The organism is Parageobacillus toebii NBRC 107807, from assembly GCF_003688615.2.
Taxonomy (GTDB): Bacteria; Bacillota; Bacilli; order Bacillales; family Anoxybacillaceae; genus Parageobacillus_B; species Parageobacillus_B toebii.
Genome location: NZ_CP049703.1, coordinates 3255538 through 3270071 on the forward strand (window position 1 = coordinate 3255538; position 14534 = coordinate 3270071).

17 protein-coding genes are annotated in these 14534 nt (G+C 41.4%); 3 read left to right on the top strand and 14 right to left on the bottom strand.

From position 1 onward, the window contains the following. Positions 1 to 6: 6 nt before the first annotated feature. From DER53_RS16800 to DER53_RS16810, 3 genes are all read right to left on the bottom strand, one after another. Complete coding sequence (locus tag DER53_RS16800) at positions 7 to 840, bottom strand: metal ABC transporter permease (RefSeq protein ID WP_015864513.1); 834 nt, start codon at positions 838 to 840, stop codon at positions 7 to 9. 15 nt (positions 841 to 855) lie between these two features. Continuing rightward, on the bottom strand, positions 856 to 1614 hold the full coding sequence (locus tag DER53_RS16805) for a metal ABC transporter ATP-binding protein (protein WP_062752932.1): 759 nt from the start codon (positions 1612 to 1614) through the stop codon (positions 856 to 858). Between the two features lie 96 nt (positions 1615 to 1710). Continuing rightward, positions 1711 to 1824 carry a hypothetical protein gene (locus DER53_RS16810; RefSeq protein ID WP_373467249.1) on the bottom strand — a complete coding sequence of 38 codons (114 nt, stop codon included), beginning with the start codon at positions 1822 to 1824 and terminating at the stop codon, positions 1711 to 1713. A 150-nt stretch (positions 1825 to 1974) separates the two neighbouring features. Here DER53_RS16810 and DER53_RS16815 point away from each other — a divergent pair, with 150 nt between their 5' ends. Next, on the top strand, positions 1975 to 2241 hold the full coding sequence (locus tag DER53_RS16815) for a DUF2624 domain-containing protein (protein ID WP_015864515.1): 267 nt from the start codon (positions 1975 to 1977) through the stop codon (positions 2239 to 2241). Positions 2242 to 2253: 12 nt separating this feature from the next. On the opposite strand, the gene DER53_RS16820 is transcribed toward DER53_RS16815, so the two are convergent. Both DER53_RS16820 and DER53_RS16825 read right to left on the bottom strand, forming a co-directional pair. Then, positions 2254 to 3150 (bottom strand): deoxyribonuclease IV, encoded by an 897-nt coding sequence (locus tag DER53_RS16820; protein WP_062678755.1) that lies wholly within the window; start codon positions 3148 to 3150, stop codon positions 2254 to 2256. Between the two features lie 28 nt (positions 3151 to 3178). Beyond that, positions 3179 to 4486, bottom strand: a complete 1308-nt coding sequence (locus DER53_RS16825) for a DEAD/DEAH box helicase (RefSeq protein ID WP_062752934.1) — start codon at positions 4484 to 4486, stop codon at positions 3179 to 3181. A 180-nt stretch (positions 4487 to 4666) separates the two neighbouring features. Here DER53_RS16825 and vrrA point away from each other — a divergent pair, with 180 nt between their 5' ends. Both vrrA and DER53_RS16835 read left to right on the top strand, forming a co-directional pair. Then, positions 4667 to 5197: a VrrA/YqfQ family protein gene (gene vrrA, locus DER53_RS16830; RefSeq protein ID WP_062752936.1), complete on the top strand. Its 531-nt coding sequence runs from the start codon at positions 4667 to 4669 to the stop codon at positions 5195 to 5197. A gap of 93 nt (positions 5198 to 5290) precedes the next feature. Then, complete coding sequence (locus DER53_RS16835; protein ID WP_015864519.1) at positions 5291 to 6238, top strand: 4-hydroxy-3-methylbut-2-enyl diphosphate reductase; 948 nt, start codon at positions 5291 to 5293, stop codon at positions 6236 to 6238. A 41-nt stretch (positions 6239 to 6279) separates the two neighbouring features. Here the strand turns inward: DER53_RS16835 and DER53_RS16840 are convergent, their stop codons facing one another. The 9 genes from DER53_RS16840 to ccpN form a co-directional block, all read right to left on the bottom strand. Beyond that, on the bottom strand, positions 6280 to 7401 hold the full coding sequence (locus DER53_RS16840; RefSeq protein ID WP_062752938.1) for a Nif3-like dinuclear metal center hexameric protein: 1122 nt from the start codon (positions 7399 to 7401) through the stop codon (positions 6280 to 6282). Next, positions 7398 to 8102, bottom strand: a complete 705-nt coding sequence (locus DER53_RS16845) for a tRNA (adenine(22)-N(1))-methyltransferase (RefSeq protein ID WP_062752940.1) — start codon at positions 8100 to 8102, stop codon at positions 7398 to 7400. Before DER53_RS16845 ends, DER53_RS16840 begins: the two co-directional genes overlap by 4 nt. An 85-nt stretch (positions 8103 to 8187) precedes the next feature. Further along, positions 8188 to 8550, bottom strand: coding sequence for a cytochrome c550 (gene cccA / locus DER53_RS16850; protein ID WP_062752942.1), 363 nt, complete (start codon positions 8548 to 8550; stop codon positions 8188 to 8190). A 126-nt stretch (positions 8551 to 8676) separates the two neighbouring features. Then, positions 8677 to 9216 carry a hypothetical protein gene (locus tag DER53_RS16855; protein WP_015864523.1) on the bottom strand — a complete coding sequence of 180 codons (540 nt, stop codon included), beginning with the start codon at positions 9214 to 9216 and terminating at the stop codon, positions 8677 to 8679. Positions 9217 to 9296: 80 nt separating this feature from the next. Beyond that, positions 9297 to 10421 (bottom strand): RNA polymerase sigma factor RpoD, encoded by a 1125-nt coding sequence (gene rpoD, locus DER53_RS16860; protein ID WP_015864524.1) that lies wholly within the window; start codon positions 10419 to 10421, stop codon positions 9297 to 9299. Positions 10422 to 10452: 31 nt separating this feature from the next. Continuing rightward, positions 10453 to 12258 carry a DNA primase gene (gene dnaG / locus DER53_RS16865; RefSeq protein ID WP_062752944.1) on the bottom strand — a complete coding sequence of 602 codons (1806 nt, stop codon included), beginning with the start codon at positions 12256 to 12258 and terminating at the stop codon, positions 10453 to 10455. Positions 12259 to 12295: 37 nt separating this feature from the next. Further along, on the bottom strand, positions 12296 to 12745 hold the full coding sequence (locus DER53_RS16870) for a YaiI/YqxD family protein (RefSeq protein WP_062752946.1): 450 nt from the start codon (positions 12743 to 12745) through the stop codon (positions 12296 to 12298). 311 nt (positions 12746 to 13056) lie between these two features. After that, positions 13057 to 13857, bottom strand: coding sequence for a pyruvate, water dikinase regulatory protein (locus tag DER53_RS16875; protein WP_015864527.1), 801 nt, complete (start codon positions 13855 to 13857; stop codon positions 13057 to 13059). Positions 13858 to 13877: 20 nt separating this feature from the next. After that, positions 13878 to 14507, bottom strand: coding sequence for a transcriptional regulator CcpN (gene ccpN / locus DER53_RS16880; RefSeq protein ID WP_015864528.1), 630 nt, complete (start codon positions 14505 to 14507; stop codon positions 13878 to 13880). Between the last annotated feature and the right edge of the window lie 27 nt (positions 14508 to 14534).

Genomic DNA, 14534 nt, shown 5'->3' on the forward strand with positions numbered 1-14534 from the left:
CGCTCCTCATCCCCTTTTCCAATTTTTCCACATGATTACGATAAGCAAAATGAAAACGGCAAGCATAACGATCGTTCCACCAGGCGCCAAATCAAGCTGATATGACAGCAGCAAACCAGCAATAACAGATAATTCACCAAACAAAATCGAATAACCAATCGCCTGCTTAAATCCTTTTGCAATCCGAATGCTCGCCGCCACAGGAAGCGTCATTAACGAAGAAATAAGCAATACGCCGACAATCCGCATTGATGCAGCAATCACGAGCGCTACTAAAACGATAAATATAAAATGAATAAGCTTCGCACGAATGCCAGAGATCGCCGCATACTCTTCATCAAATGAAAGGAGAAATAATTCTTTATATAACAATAAAATAATGCCAATGACAACACAAGCAATAATAAATACCGTCCATACGTCTTGACGGCTCACTGCACTTACACTGCCAAACAAATAGGAAAATAAATCCGTATTAAATCCATCGGCAAGTGAAATAAAAATTACACTAAGACCAATTCCACCAGAAAGAATGATCGGAATCGCTAATTCTTGATAATGTTTATATATTGCTCGCAATTTTTCAATAAACAGTGAACCTAAAACGGAAAACCCCATTCCCACATAAAGCGGATTCCAGTTTGTAAAATAAGCAAAGCTTTTGCCCAACAGCAAACTTGCCGCAATACCGGCAAGCGTCACATGGCTGAGCGCATCGGCAATTAACGACAGACGACGGACAACAATAAATACACCGAGGAGCGGAGCAGCCAAGCCGATTAATATTCCAGCTATAAACGCGTTGCGTAAAAATTCGTATTGCCATATTGCTTCAATCATCGTGCCATTCCTCCATCAATGTTGATGAGAAAGCACATGAAGTGAATGCCCGTAAAATTGCGACAATGCCTGCTCCTCGAGCTTCTCAAATTCTTCGGCTTTCCCATGAAAATATAAATGTTTATTTAGACATGCAACATGCGTCACTTTTTTGGTAATGGTTCCAATATCATGCGTGACGAGTACAAGCGTAATGCCAAGGCGCCGGTTTAGCACATCAAGCATGTTGTAAAAACTTTGTACGTGATGAATATCAACACCAACAGTCGGCTCATCTAAAATAAGCAATTCAGGTTTGCTGACAATCGCCCGGGCAATAAATACACGCTGCTGTTGCCCGCCGGATAATTCTCCGATGTTTTGGCGGGAAAAATCGCTCATCCCAACCGCTTCAATTGCCTCCAATACCGCCTGTCTATCTTTTTTTGTAAAAAAGCGAAACATTCCGCGTTTAGCCGTTAATCCGCTTGCGACAACTTCGTACACAGTGGCAGGGAATCCGGTATTAAAGCTGTTTGCCTTTTGTGATACAAAGCCGATGCGGTGCCAATCTTTAAACGACTCGATTGGCGTCCCAAACAAATAAATATTGCCTTGCTGCGGTTTTAATACGCCTAATACGCATTTTAAAAGCGTCGATTTCCCTGATCCATTCGGACCGACGATCCCTAAAAACGCACCTTTAGGCACGGCCAAATTGATATCTTCCAACACGTTCTCTCTTTCGTACCGAAATGAGACATGTTCGATTTTCAACACATATTCTGTTTTCATTCTGTTCTCCCCTGCTAATTCAGAATAATTACGATTTAACTACGAACGTAGTATAACCGATCGAACGGCATTTGTAAATGTTAATGAATCGCCGATTTAATCTGGAATTAAATAATCTAAAATAAGCGAACTCCCGATAACCCGACCATCAATAATTCGGTTTGGGATTAAAAGCTGCTCGATCGAAAATGACGCAAGGGAAGCTCCCAAAAAAATAAAGAAAAAATATGGCTGAGAGCCTCCTTTTTATGTTGTTTCTGTGCCAAAAAACACCCTTCCTTTTTTGTTTTTGTTTCATTATAGCATACACGTTTAGGCTCTTCATTTCATATGATGCCTATGGAAGAGGAGGAGTCGAAAATGAACCTTTATCAACAGCTCATTCAGCAAAAAATAAAAACGATCACCCCCGAGGAGCTTGTTTCATATAGTCATGATTACGACATTCCATTAACGGTGGAACAAGCGAAAAAAATTCTCCATATCGCCCGAACGAATAAAATTAATGTTTTTGATCCACAAGAACGAAAAAAATGGGTGAAAGAACTTGCCAAAATTACATCACCGCAAACCGCTAAAAAAGCAAATGAACTATTTTTAAAATTTATCAATAAAAAGGGCATCTGACTTTTGCCCTTTTTATTCATCATTCATAATTTTTGTCAACAACTCTTCATCAAATATTTGCGCGCGCAACATGGCAATTTCGTGCTTATATGGCGGTTTTTTATTGTTTTTATCCTCTCCGACATACGGTGTTTCTAAAATTTTCGGAATGTCGGCAAGCTGTGGATGATGAACGATATAGTTTAATGCGGCAAAACCGATATGTCCAAAACCGATGTTTTCGTGGCGGTCTTTCCGGCTTCCGCGCGGATTTTTGCTATCGTTAATATGGAGCACTTTAAGCCGGTCTAACCCGATAATTCGATCAAATTCTTCCAATACCCCATCAAAATCATCGACGATGTTATAACCGGCATCATGCGTATGGCACGTATCAAAGCAAACCGACAATTTTTCGTTATGGGTGACACCATCAATAATTTGGGCGAGTTCCTCAAAGCTGCGGCCGCATTCCGAACCTTTTCCCGCCATTGTTTCTAATGCGATTTGCACCGTTTGTTCACGCGTTAATACTTCATTTAACCCCTCAATAATTTTGCGGATTCCTGCTTCCGGGCCTGCCCCGACATGCGCTCCAGGATGAAGAACAATTTGTTTTGCGCCAATCGCCTCGGTCCGTTCGATTTCAGATCGCAAAAATTCTACACCAAGAGCAAACGTGTCCGGATTTTTTGTGTTGCCGATATTAATGATATATGGAGCGTGTACAACAATTTCTTCAATGCCATGCTCTTTCATATGGGCAAGCCCTGCTTCAATATTCAGCTCCTCAATTTTTTTACGCCGTGTATTTTGCGGAGCCCCCGTGTAAATCATAAACGTATTTGCTCCGTAGGAAACAGCTTCCTCACTTGCTGCAAGCAGCATCTTTTTTCCGCTCATTGACACATGTGATCCAATTTTTAACATTTCTCTTCTCCCTTTCCTGTTTAACATGTTATTGTTTCTTTAAACGCCGCAACCGCTTTTTTTGTTTTTCTATTTCGGCAAGCAACTTTTTCTTATAACCTGGCTTGATTTGTTTCGATTTTTTCATTTTCGCAAGAAGCTGCTCTATTTCCCCGTCTTGCTTGGCCCGCTTGCTTCGCCGATTCCAAGACGGCAAATCTACCCATTCTCCACGGATAAGATCGCGATGAAGAAACTCAATTCCCATTTTTTCTAATTTGGTTATTGCATCTTGATCCGATGGTTCATAAATCGTCGTCGCAATTCCTGTGTAACCAGCGCGCGCAGTGCGGCCGACACGATGAATGTAAAACTGTAAATCTTTTGGCAGTTCGTAGTTAATGACATGGCTTACTCCTTCAATATCAATGCCGCGGGCAGCTAGATCGGTAGCAACAATATATTGAAACTCCAAATCGCGAATTTGCCTCATCATTTTTTTACGTTCGCGCGGAGTTAGATCACCGTGTAAAATCCCGACTTTCATCCCTTTTTCGATCAGCCTATCTGCCACTTCATCCGCCATTTTTTTTGTATTGGTAAATACAATTGCTAAATACGGATTATACGCAACTAACATTTCGTGCAGCAGCTTCGCTTTATCACGGCTGCGAAGCGGCACAAGAACATGCTCAATTTTTTCCGCTGTGACTTGCTTTGGTGCAACATGAACATATTTTGGATTTTCCATATATTTTTTCAAAAATGGTTTTAACTTTTCCGGGATTGTCGCAGAAAAGACGAGCATTTGCAGTTCTTTTGGCATGCGTGCTGCAATTTGATCGACATCGACAATAAATCCCATATCTAACATTAAGTCTGCTTCGTCAACGACAAGTGTAGTTGCTGTCCAAACATTCAGTGCTTGTTCGCGAATGAGGTCGTTAATTCTTCCTGGAGTTCCAACTACGATATGGGGCTGTGTTTTCAATTTTTCGATCGCTTTTTGCTTATCTGTTCCTCCAATAAAGCAACGTGCCGTAATTTGTCTATCACTCGGACAAAATTTTATAATTTTTAAAATTTCATGGTAAATTTGCGTTGCAAGCTCCCGCGTCGGTGCGGTAATAACCGCTTGTACCGCCTCGTGATCCGGGTCAATTTTTTCAATGATCGGCAATAAATAGGCGTGAGTCTTTCCTGTTCCTGTTTGTGACTGACCAATCACACTTTCGCCGCGAAGAATGCTCGGAATGATGCGCTCCTGAATTTCTGTTGGTTTATAAAAACGAAGCGCCTTAATCGCTTCAATAATAAATGGCTGAAATGAAAATCTCTCAAATAACGTTTCCTTCATTCGCCACTACTCCCTTCTGCTTCAATTTAACGACCAAATCCGAATAACTCGATTCATCATTATATCTGATTTTTGCACAAGGCTGCAACTTAGACCGTAAACGAAAAACATTTCCCATTTTTTCGCATACTTTATGAAAGAGATATTCTCTTACTTCAGCCTAGAAAGGAGGAAAATGCGATGATTTACAACCGGCCACTGATATTTCCTTTTTCCCCGATGCCACGCTCCTTTTCAGGAATGCCGCCTTCCTTTCCTATGATGAGAACACCCGGTCCCCGCCCGGGCTTTGGCGGTTTCTTATCGCAATTATTTTCAAGGGGACGGCCGATCGCTTCTCCATCTCCGTGGATAACACCTGCGATTCGTCACGCCGCTGCCACTACGGGCGCTGGCGCAAACACAGGAGGGGGCTTTATCGGCATGTTGACAAACATCCAAAAAATGTTAGGCGTCGCACAAAACGTCATGCCAATGGTGCAGCAATACGGACCGCTGATAAAAAACCTTCCAGCTATGGTAAAAATATTTAGAGAATTAAAAACAACCGAGCAAGAAGAGAACAAAACAGAAAAAAACATTCCGGAAAATAAGAAAAAAACATCATCTTCATCCAAAAAACGCACTGTACCGAAAGTGAAAACATCCGAAAATAAATCATCCCAATCTACAAAAACACCAAAGCCATCTACGCCAAAACTATATGTTTAAAATGTGTTATACTTTGTGTTCTTCCTCTTTCTCCGATATAATGTAAAAGAAAGAGATAGTCTCTCCGTATGTCGGAGTTTAGGAGGAACCAATATGGAAGTGATTAAAATTACCCCTCGCGGTTACTGCTACGGGGTTGTTGATGCGATGGTAATCGCAAGAAATGTAGCATTAGATCCTACGTTGCCAAGACCGATTTATATTCTCGGAATGATCGTTCACAATAAACATGTTACCGATGCATTTGCCGAGGAAGGAATTATTACGCTCGATGGAGAAAACCGATTAGAGATTCTAGAAAAAATTGACAAAGGGACAGTGATCTTTACTGCGCACGGCGTATCGCCCGAAGTGAAAAGGCGCGCCCGCGAAAAAGGGCTTGTCACGATCGATGCGACATGTCCAGACGTGACAAAAACCCATAACTTAATTAAAGAAAAGCTGGCGGACGGATATGAAATTATTTATATTGGCAAAAAGGGCCATCCCGAACCAGAAGGAGCGGTCGGCATTGATCCGACGCGCATCCATCTTGTCGAAACGATGGAAGATGTGGAACGTCTAACGATTGAAAACGACCGCATCATGGTGACAAACCAAACAACGATGAGCCAATGGGATGTTGCCGATATTATGGCAAAAGTAAAAGAAAAATATCCACATGTCGAAATGCATAAAGAAATTTGCATGGCAACCCAGCTCCGCCAAGAGGCAGTGGCGGAACAGGCAAAAGACGCCGATGTCACAATCGTTGTTGGCGATCCAAGAAGCAACAACTCCAATCGCCTTGCGCAAGTATCGGAAGAAATTGCTGGCACGAAAGCGTACCGCGTTGCCGATGTAACAGAAATTGATATTAATTGGATTAAAGATGCAAAAAAAGTAGCCGTTACAGCAGGAGCTTCAACACCAACTCCGATTACAAAAGAAGTAATCGATTTTTTAGAGCAGTTTGATCCAAATGATCCTAATACATGGAAACGCGAGCGGAAAGTACCGCTGCAAAAAATTTTACCGAAAGTAAAAGCAAAAAAAGAATAAAACAATAGCCGATATTCGTTTAGCGAATATCGGCTATATGTTTATACGAACGTAAATGGATCGGTATGCACTTTCGAAATGCAGACGGTCGTTGCAAACTGATGTTTAGCAAACGCATTTTCTAAAAAGCGAGCGACCCCTTGTTTCATTACTTTCTCCACATTATGTCCCGGATCCACGATATTTAGCCCAAGCATCATTGCATCGTGCGCAACATGATAATATACATCCCCCGTCACATAAACATCAGCGCCGGCTAATTTTGCTTGTGAGATATATTTATTTCCATCACCGCCAACCACTGCGACTTTTTGAACCATATCTTGCAAATGGCCAACAACACGCACTGCCGGAACGTCCAACGCTTTTTTCACATGCTCTGCAAACTCCCCAAGTGTCATCGCTTCCGGCAAGCGGCCAATTCTTCCTAATCCGAATACTTTTCCTTTATTTTCAAGCGGATATATGTCATACGCCACTTCTTCGTACGGATGTGCTTTTAACATCGCAGAAATAACCTTGTTTTGCAAGGAAGCCGGGACAATCGTTTCAATACGCACCTCTTCCACTTGCTCTAGTGTCCCGGATTTCCCGATAAACGGATTCGCCCCTTCTAGCGGTAAAAAAGTACCGATACCGCGGCCGTTGAACGTACAATGGCTGTAGTTGCCGATATGGCCTGCCCCCGCGTTACCGATCGCCTCACGAACAAGGTCGGCATGTGTCTCCGGAACATAAACGACTAGTTTTTTCAGCGGCTCTTCATACGTCGGAATCAATACATCTACATGCTCCAGCCCCAACGCCTCCGCTAACCAGTCATTTACCCCTCCATTGGCGATATCTAAATTCGTATGAGCAGCATAAATGGCAATATGATGTTTCATACATTTTTCAATGATACGTCCTTGCGCTTGATCAGTAATGATCTGCTTTAGCGGACGGTAAAGCGGTGGATGGTGCGCGATAATAAGATCTACCTCTTCCGCTACAGCCTCATCGATTACTTCTTCTAAAACATCCAAGGCAATCATTACCTTTTTGACTGGTTTATTTAACGTTCCAATTTGCAAACCGATTCTGTCGCCTTCCATCGATAAATGTTTTGGTGCAAATTGCTCAAATAATTGAATGATTTCATGACCGCTTGGAATTTTGTTCACCGCAATGCCTCCTCAACCATCTTCATTTTTTTCTCTAGTTCTCGTTTTTTTGCGACGGCAGACTCTGTTTCTGCCTTTTCATTTAATTGGCGGTAAATCTGTTTCCAGTGAGCAAGTTCATGACGCCATTTTTTTAAAAACACATCATTTTTTTCTTTCAATAAAAACGGGCCTAACAATAATTCCGTCTCTATATTTTCATATGGCCTTTTTCCATCGCCTTTTTCAGCAACAAGCACTTCATAAATTTTCCCCTCTTCTTCCAATATGCGCTCCGCAATCAGTTCCCAGTCATGGTCCAGCAGCCATTTGCGCACAATATGCGCGCCGACATTCGGCTGCAAAATCAGCCTCTTTACGCCGAGAAGTTTGTCTTTTCCAGCCTCTAAAATGTTAGCAATCAATGTGCCTCCCATACCGGCAATCGTAATACAGTCCACTTCGCCAGGTTTAATCACTTCCAATCCATCGCCTTTTCGCACAGAAATGACGTCTTTTAGTCCTGTCCTTTCGACTTGTTGTTTGGCGGAGCGAAGCGGACCATCTGCTACTTCGCCCGCTACCGCTTTTGTAATATATCCATGCAAATATGCATAACACGGCAAATATGCATGGTCTGAACCGATATCAGCTAGCTTTGCACCTTTTGGAATGAAAGAGGCAACTGTTTCAAGACGTTTGGACAGACGAAATTCATTCACCTTTTCTATTCACATCCCTTTCACTCTTCTGTATATTGTATCATAAACAAAAAATCCCTTCACCTAAGGCAAAGGGATTTTTTGTTTATTTCAGCTTAGAAAGCCATTTTGCCATTTCATCCGCTTTGTCCGGCGGAACGAGGCCTCCAGGCATGCCGCCGCGGCCATTTTGGATCACGTTTTTAATTTCGTCTACTGAAAGCCGTTGGCCCACACCTTTTAATGCCGGACCAGCACCGCCTTCATAATTTTGTCCATGACAGCCGCTGCATGTTTGTTGATAAAGTTCTTCTGGATTTGCCGCAGCCGTTTGCTCTGTTTTCTCGCCGCCTTTTTTCTCTTTTGCAAGTTCCTTTGCATCGCCGAGCCCCTTAAATGAAAGCCCAAGAGTAAGTCCGATCCCAATCAGCATAATGATGAAAAATGGGATTAACGGATTTCGATTCATTTTTTTACCTCCCTTATGTATAACCATTGTTCAGCAAATGTAACCGCTACAAACAATTTTATTTTACTGTAAATTACCGCAAAGGAAAAGCCCCTAATCTCATTCTACGACAAAATTGCCAAAAAGTTAAAATAAAAGAAAAACAATTAAAACTCCTATTCCGATTACACCGGATATAAACAAATAAAGAAAACGGAACCGCTTTCCTACGAAGATCCATAATAAACAATTTACGAAAACAATCGATGCAATAACCGCTTTTTGTTTCGGAAAATAATATTCGCCAACTTCGATCGATGCAATAAGAAAAATGAACGCACCACTAATAAGCGGGATATGAACAATATTTCCTTGTCCCTTCCACATCCATGCAGCTATGACGCATATAAAGAAAAAAAGAAATAAAAGGGGCATTTGCAAAACGAATGACAATTCAGTAAAATAAATGACAAGAGCATTTGCTGGCAACAATAGACAAATGAATGCCACTAAAAGGAAACGGATCATCCCCCGTTGACGAGTTCGGAGGATGTCGCTTGGGCATTTTTTATACTCGCCCTCCGTATATAATGCCAGCAAATAATCGCAATATTGCTCTGGAAGGAGGCGAGAACGTTTCCAATATTCAATTTCCCGTACAATAATTTCGCGCCTTTGTTTGTTCATAATTAATCGGCCTCTCGAAAAGGAAAGGAAAAATAGTTTACTTCTCAAATAGTACAAGAAGTAAACTATTTAGAAAGTGGTTACTCTAAAAAGTCTTTTAACCGTTTGCTGCGGCTTGGATGACGCAACTTGCGAAGCGCTTTTGCTTCAATTTGACGAATGCGTTCGCGGGTAACACCAAATACTTTTCCGACCTCTTCGAGCGTCCGCGTACGACCGTCGTCTAGCCCAAAACGCAAACGAAGCACGTTTTCTTCGCGGTCTGTAAGTGTATCTAATACATCTTCTAGCTGTTCCTTTAACAGCTCGTAGGCCGCATGCTCGGATGGCGATGTCGCTTCTTGGTCTTCAATGAAATCACCTAAATGTGAATCATCTTCTTCGCCAATTGGCGTTTCAAGAGAAACTGGTTCTTGGGCGATTTTTAAAATTTCGCGCACTTTTTCTGGAGTTAAATCCATCTCTTCAGCGATTTCTTCTGGAGTTGGTTCACGTCCAAGATCTTGAAGTAATTGCCGTTGCACGCGAATAAGTTTATTAATGGTTTCCACCATATGCACTGGTATACGAATGGTCCGTGCTTGATCAGCAATCGCACGCGTAATTGCTTGACGGATCCACCATGTTGCATAAGTGCTAAATTTATATCCTTTACGATAATCAAACTTTTCGACTGCTTTAATAAGCCCCATATTTCCTTCTTGAATTAAGTCAAGAAATAGCATGCCGCGACCGACGTAACGTTTAGCAATGCTAACAACAAGACGAAGGTTTGCTTCTGTTAAGCGGCGTTTTGCTTCTTCGTCGCCTTGTTCGATTCGTTTCGCTAGTTCAATTTCTTCTTCAGCAGACAGTAGTGGAACGCGCCCGATTTCCTTTAAGTACATGCGCACAGGATCGTTAATTTTTACGCCAGGAGGAACCGATAAATCATTTAAATCAAATTCTTCTTCTTTTGATAAATCATCGATATCAGGATCAGCGTCTAAATCAGATTCACTAATGACTTCGATTCCTTGATCAGCTAAGTATTCGTAAAATTCGTCCATTTGGTCAGAATCAAGATCAAAACCGGATAAACGTTCAGCAATTTCTTCATATGTTAAAATACCGCGTTTTTTACCAAGCTCTGTCAGCTGTTCTTTCGCTTGTTCAAATGTTACGTCTGCATCGGCTTGTTTTGAACGAGCTGGTTTTTCAGCCATTTCACTACCTCCTTTAACTTATAACATAATATTACGGAGATGATAACATCTTTTTCATTTCGATGATCTCTTTTGCAATGCGCGCAGCAGTTAAAAAGTCTTTTTTTCTCTCTGCTTCAATTTTTTCTTGTTCTTTTTCCTTTAGCTTTAACCATTTTGGGTGATTCAACACATGCCGCATATAATCGTTCAGTTCCTGATTGGAAATTTCATCAGTGATCAACAATAGCGACAGTTCTGTCACAAGAGGTTTCAAATCATCAGGAAGACGCGAAAGCAACAAACTGACATCAGGCTCATTCCCTTCTTCGTAAAATGCGTAAATATAAGCAGCAATCGCCCGATGTTCTTCGATATTGAATGCCCCTGCAATCGTCTGCTGAACAATCATAGCCACATCACGACTGCGAAGCATATGGGCAAGCAACATTCGTTCAGCATTTTGAAAGGCAGGAAGAAGCTTCTTTTGTAGCGGCGGTCTCGGCGCCTCTTTGCTTTGCGCATTGTTAGAATGTATTTTATTATTTCGATGACGATTCAACTGCTCTTGCAAAGCAGATAACGAAAGGGAAAACTCGTCAGCCAACTGCCGTAAATAGTAATCCCACTCGATGGGATTCGATAATTTGCTAATTTCTTGAAGTACTTCTTCAATGTAGCGAATTTTATCATTTTCATTTTGCAAGTTTTTTCCCTTGCGAAAATACATCATTTTAAACGCCATCAGCGAACTGCTGGCATCAATAATATCACGGCGAAATCGATCTGAACCATATTTCTTTATATATTCATCTGGGTCAAGACCGTCGGGAATTGTTGCAATTTTCACATGACAGCCTGCATCTGCTAACAGCTCCGCTGCGCGGAATGTCGCTTCTATTCCTGAAGCATCACCGTCATAGCAAATAATAACGGTATCGACATTGCGTCGAAGAATACGCGCGTGCTCTTCCGTTAACGCTGTTCCCATCGTTGCTACTGAATGGGCAATGCCTGCTTGCACAGCGGAAACGACATCAGCAAATCCCTCTAATAAAATGGCTTCTTGATGTTTTCGGATATGTAAACGCGCTTGATGAAAATTGTATAAAATTTTTCCTTTATGGAAAATGGGTGTTTCCGGACTGTTCAAATATTTCGGCTGACCTTCTCCAAGAAGTCTGCCCGAAAAACCAACAGCATCTCCATGATGATTATGAATCGGAAACATAATTCGATGACGAAAACGGTCAAAATAGCCACCGCCGTTTTCTTTTCGAATAATTAACCCGGCTTTTTCCATCAGTTCGAGCGAAAAACCGCGCCCTGATAAAAGTTTGACGGCAAAATCCCATGAATCAGGGGCATAGCCGATTTCAAATTGATCAATAATTTCCCTTGTCCATCCACGCGCCTGTAAATAATCAAAAGCTTCCTGTCCTTCCTTTGTATTTACAAGCAAATGATGGTAAAATTTTTTCAGAAGCTCATGCGCTTCTACCATTATTTTTGTTTCGCCCGTATCAGCACGGCTTTGTTTATTCGCGTCGTCCAGCTCTAAATCCGCTAAATCGACGTTTGCCTTTATCGCTAATCGTTTTACTGCTTCAATAAAGGAAATTCCTTCAATATCCATTAGAAACGAAAATACATTTCCACCGGCCCCACAGCCGAAACAATGAAAAATTTGCTTTTCTGGGGAAACCGAAAACGATGGCGTCTTTTCCCCATGAAATGGGCATAATCCAAAATAGTTACGTCCTTGTTTTTTCAATTGGACATAATCGCTAATTACATCGACAATATCAACAGCACGACGAATCGCTTCAATCGTTTCCTCGGGAATACGGTATCCCATATAAACAACTCCGTATCTTATTATTCTCGACCTATGTCTATTTTCCTTCGAGTTTCGACAAAATTTTTTCGAAATTTTGCAGAAAAAGGCGACGATCGCGATCAGAAAACCGCTTCATTCCCTTTGGATACACACCTTGCCTTCGCTGTTTTGCTTGAAGATAACGATGATAAAGAGCGCTATCCATCTCTCCTTCTTCGTACACATTTCCACGCGGAGAAATCACATGTACACCACGGTTAACAAGCATGCTTGCCAACCCGATGTCTTGAGTAACAACTACATCTCCTCTTGCGGCATGATTCAAAATATATAAATCCACCGCTTCTTTTTCTGTATCGACATATACCCATTTCATTTTCTGGAAGGGAGAAAAATGATTGTACGAAGAAATAAACACACTTGGTATATTATATTTACAAGCAAGCGAGAAAATTTCACTTTTTATTGGGCAAGCATCCGCGTCCACAAAAACGGTCGGTCTCAATGTCCAGATCTGATTGCTGTCATCATATTGCCAGCTCCGCTTCGGATCAAAGTCAATCGAGCAATCAGATTCACACCTCCTATTATTCTACACCGTTCTCGAAAATCCTTCTTTTTCTCCTATATAATAAACGAATTTTGTCGAAAAAGATTTCTCCTTTCCTATTGACAAGTTGGCTATAAATAGTTTACTCGTTCTTTATGCACTCTAAACCTGCATTGTTCATTTTTCTCGCAATTTTTTATTATAATACAAATGGCGAAAATATGCTATAAAAAAGTAAAAGCACAGTTCACATTATCGTGAATGTGCTATAATCTTCTTTTTTTCATAATAATGTTTGCTGTCTCTTCGACTGCTTTATTGGTTACATCGATAACATCACAGCCAATTTTTTTCACTATCCCATCAAAATAAGCAAGTTCTTCTTTAATGCGATCCATGTTCGCATAAATAGCCTGGTCGTTCAATCCGAGCGATTTTAGGCGCTCACGGCGAATCGAAAGCAGTTTTTCCGGGCTGATTTTTAATCCGAAACATTTTTCGGGAGGTACTTTAAAAAGTTGTTCTGGCGGCTCGACTTCTGGTACGATCGGCACGTTTGCCACCTTCAATCGCTTATGCGCTAAATATTGGGATAACGGTGTTTTAGAGGTGCGCGATACACCGATTAACACAATGTCAGCACGCAAAATTCCCCGCGGATCACGTCCATCATCATATTTCACGGCAAATTCAATCGCTTCAATCTTCTTGAAATAATCCTCATCAAGCACACGCACTTGCCCCGGCTCATATCGTGGCGTCAACTTAAATAAATCGCTCATTTTTTCAATAAGCGGTCCAATAATATCGTACGCCACTACTCCTTCGCGTGCAGCTTCCTCAATAAGAAACTGGCGCATTTCCGGAACAACTAGCGTAAACGCAATAATTGCTTGATTCATTTTTGCTAATGCAACCACTTCCGCTAGCATCGTCTTATCTTCCACATACGGCACGCGCTTTAATTGAATGTGAGAATTATAAAACTGGCTTGCCGCTGCTCTCACTACGAGTTCCGCCGTTTCCCCTCCTGAATCGGAAACAACATAAACAAGGCGCTGATTCATCTTCCTCCTCCTTTTTTGTCCTATAACAAATCGTCTTTCGCTAGCGCAACGAGCGCTTTTGTCATATTTGTTTTCGTTATTCTCCCAATGACTTCATATCCTTTTTCTGTTTTTCGCACTACCGGCATCGCATCAATCTGTTTTTCAATTAATTGTTCCGCTACTTCAATAAGCGGGTCGTCTTTATAACAAACCGCTATATTCGGCATTCTCGTCATAATAATATTGACAGGAATCGTTGTTAACTCCTGTTTGCCAATACTTGCACGCAATAAATCTTTTCTCGATAAAACACCAACTAAAAGCGATTCATCATCGATGACAAATAATGTGCCGACATCTTCAAGAAACATGGTGACAATCGCATCATATACACTGACATTTTCATTAACAACGACTGGGATAGATTGATAGTCACCTACTTTTATCTTTTTTATTTTATCGGCAAGCAGTTGAGATCCGGTTTTTCCTGTATAAAAATACCCTACTCGAGGTCGTGCTTCTAAATAACCAGCCATTGTTAATATCGCTAAATCCGGGCGTAATGTCGCTCTTGTTAAATTCAACTTTTCAGCGATACTTTCACCTGTAATCGGACCATGATCCTTGACAATTTGCAAAATTTGTTCTTGGCGTTTATTCAGTTCGATCGCTGCTCACCACCTTATGAAAAGCTG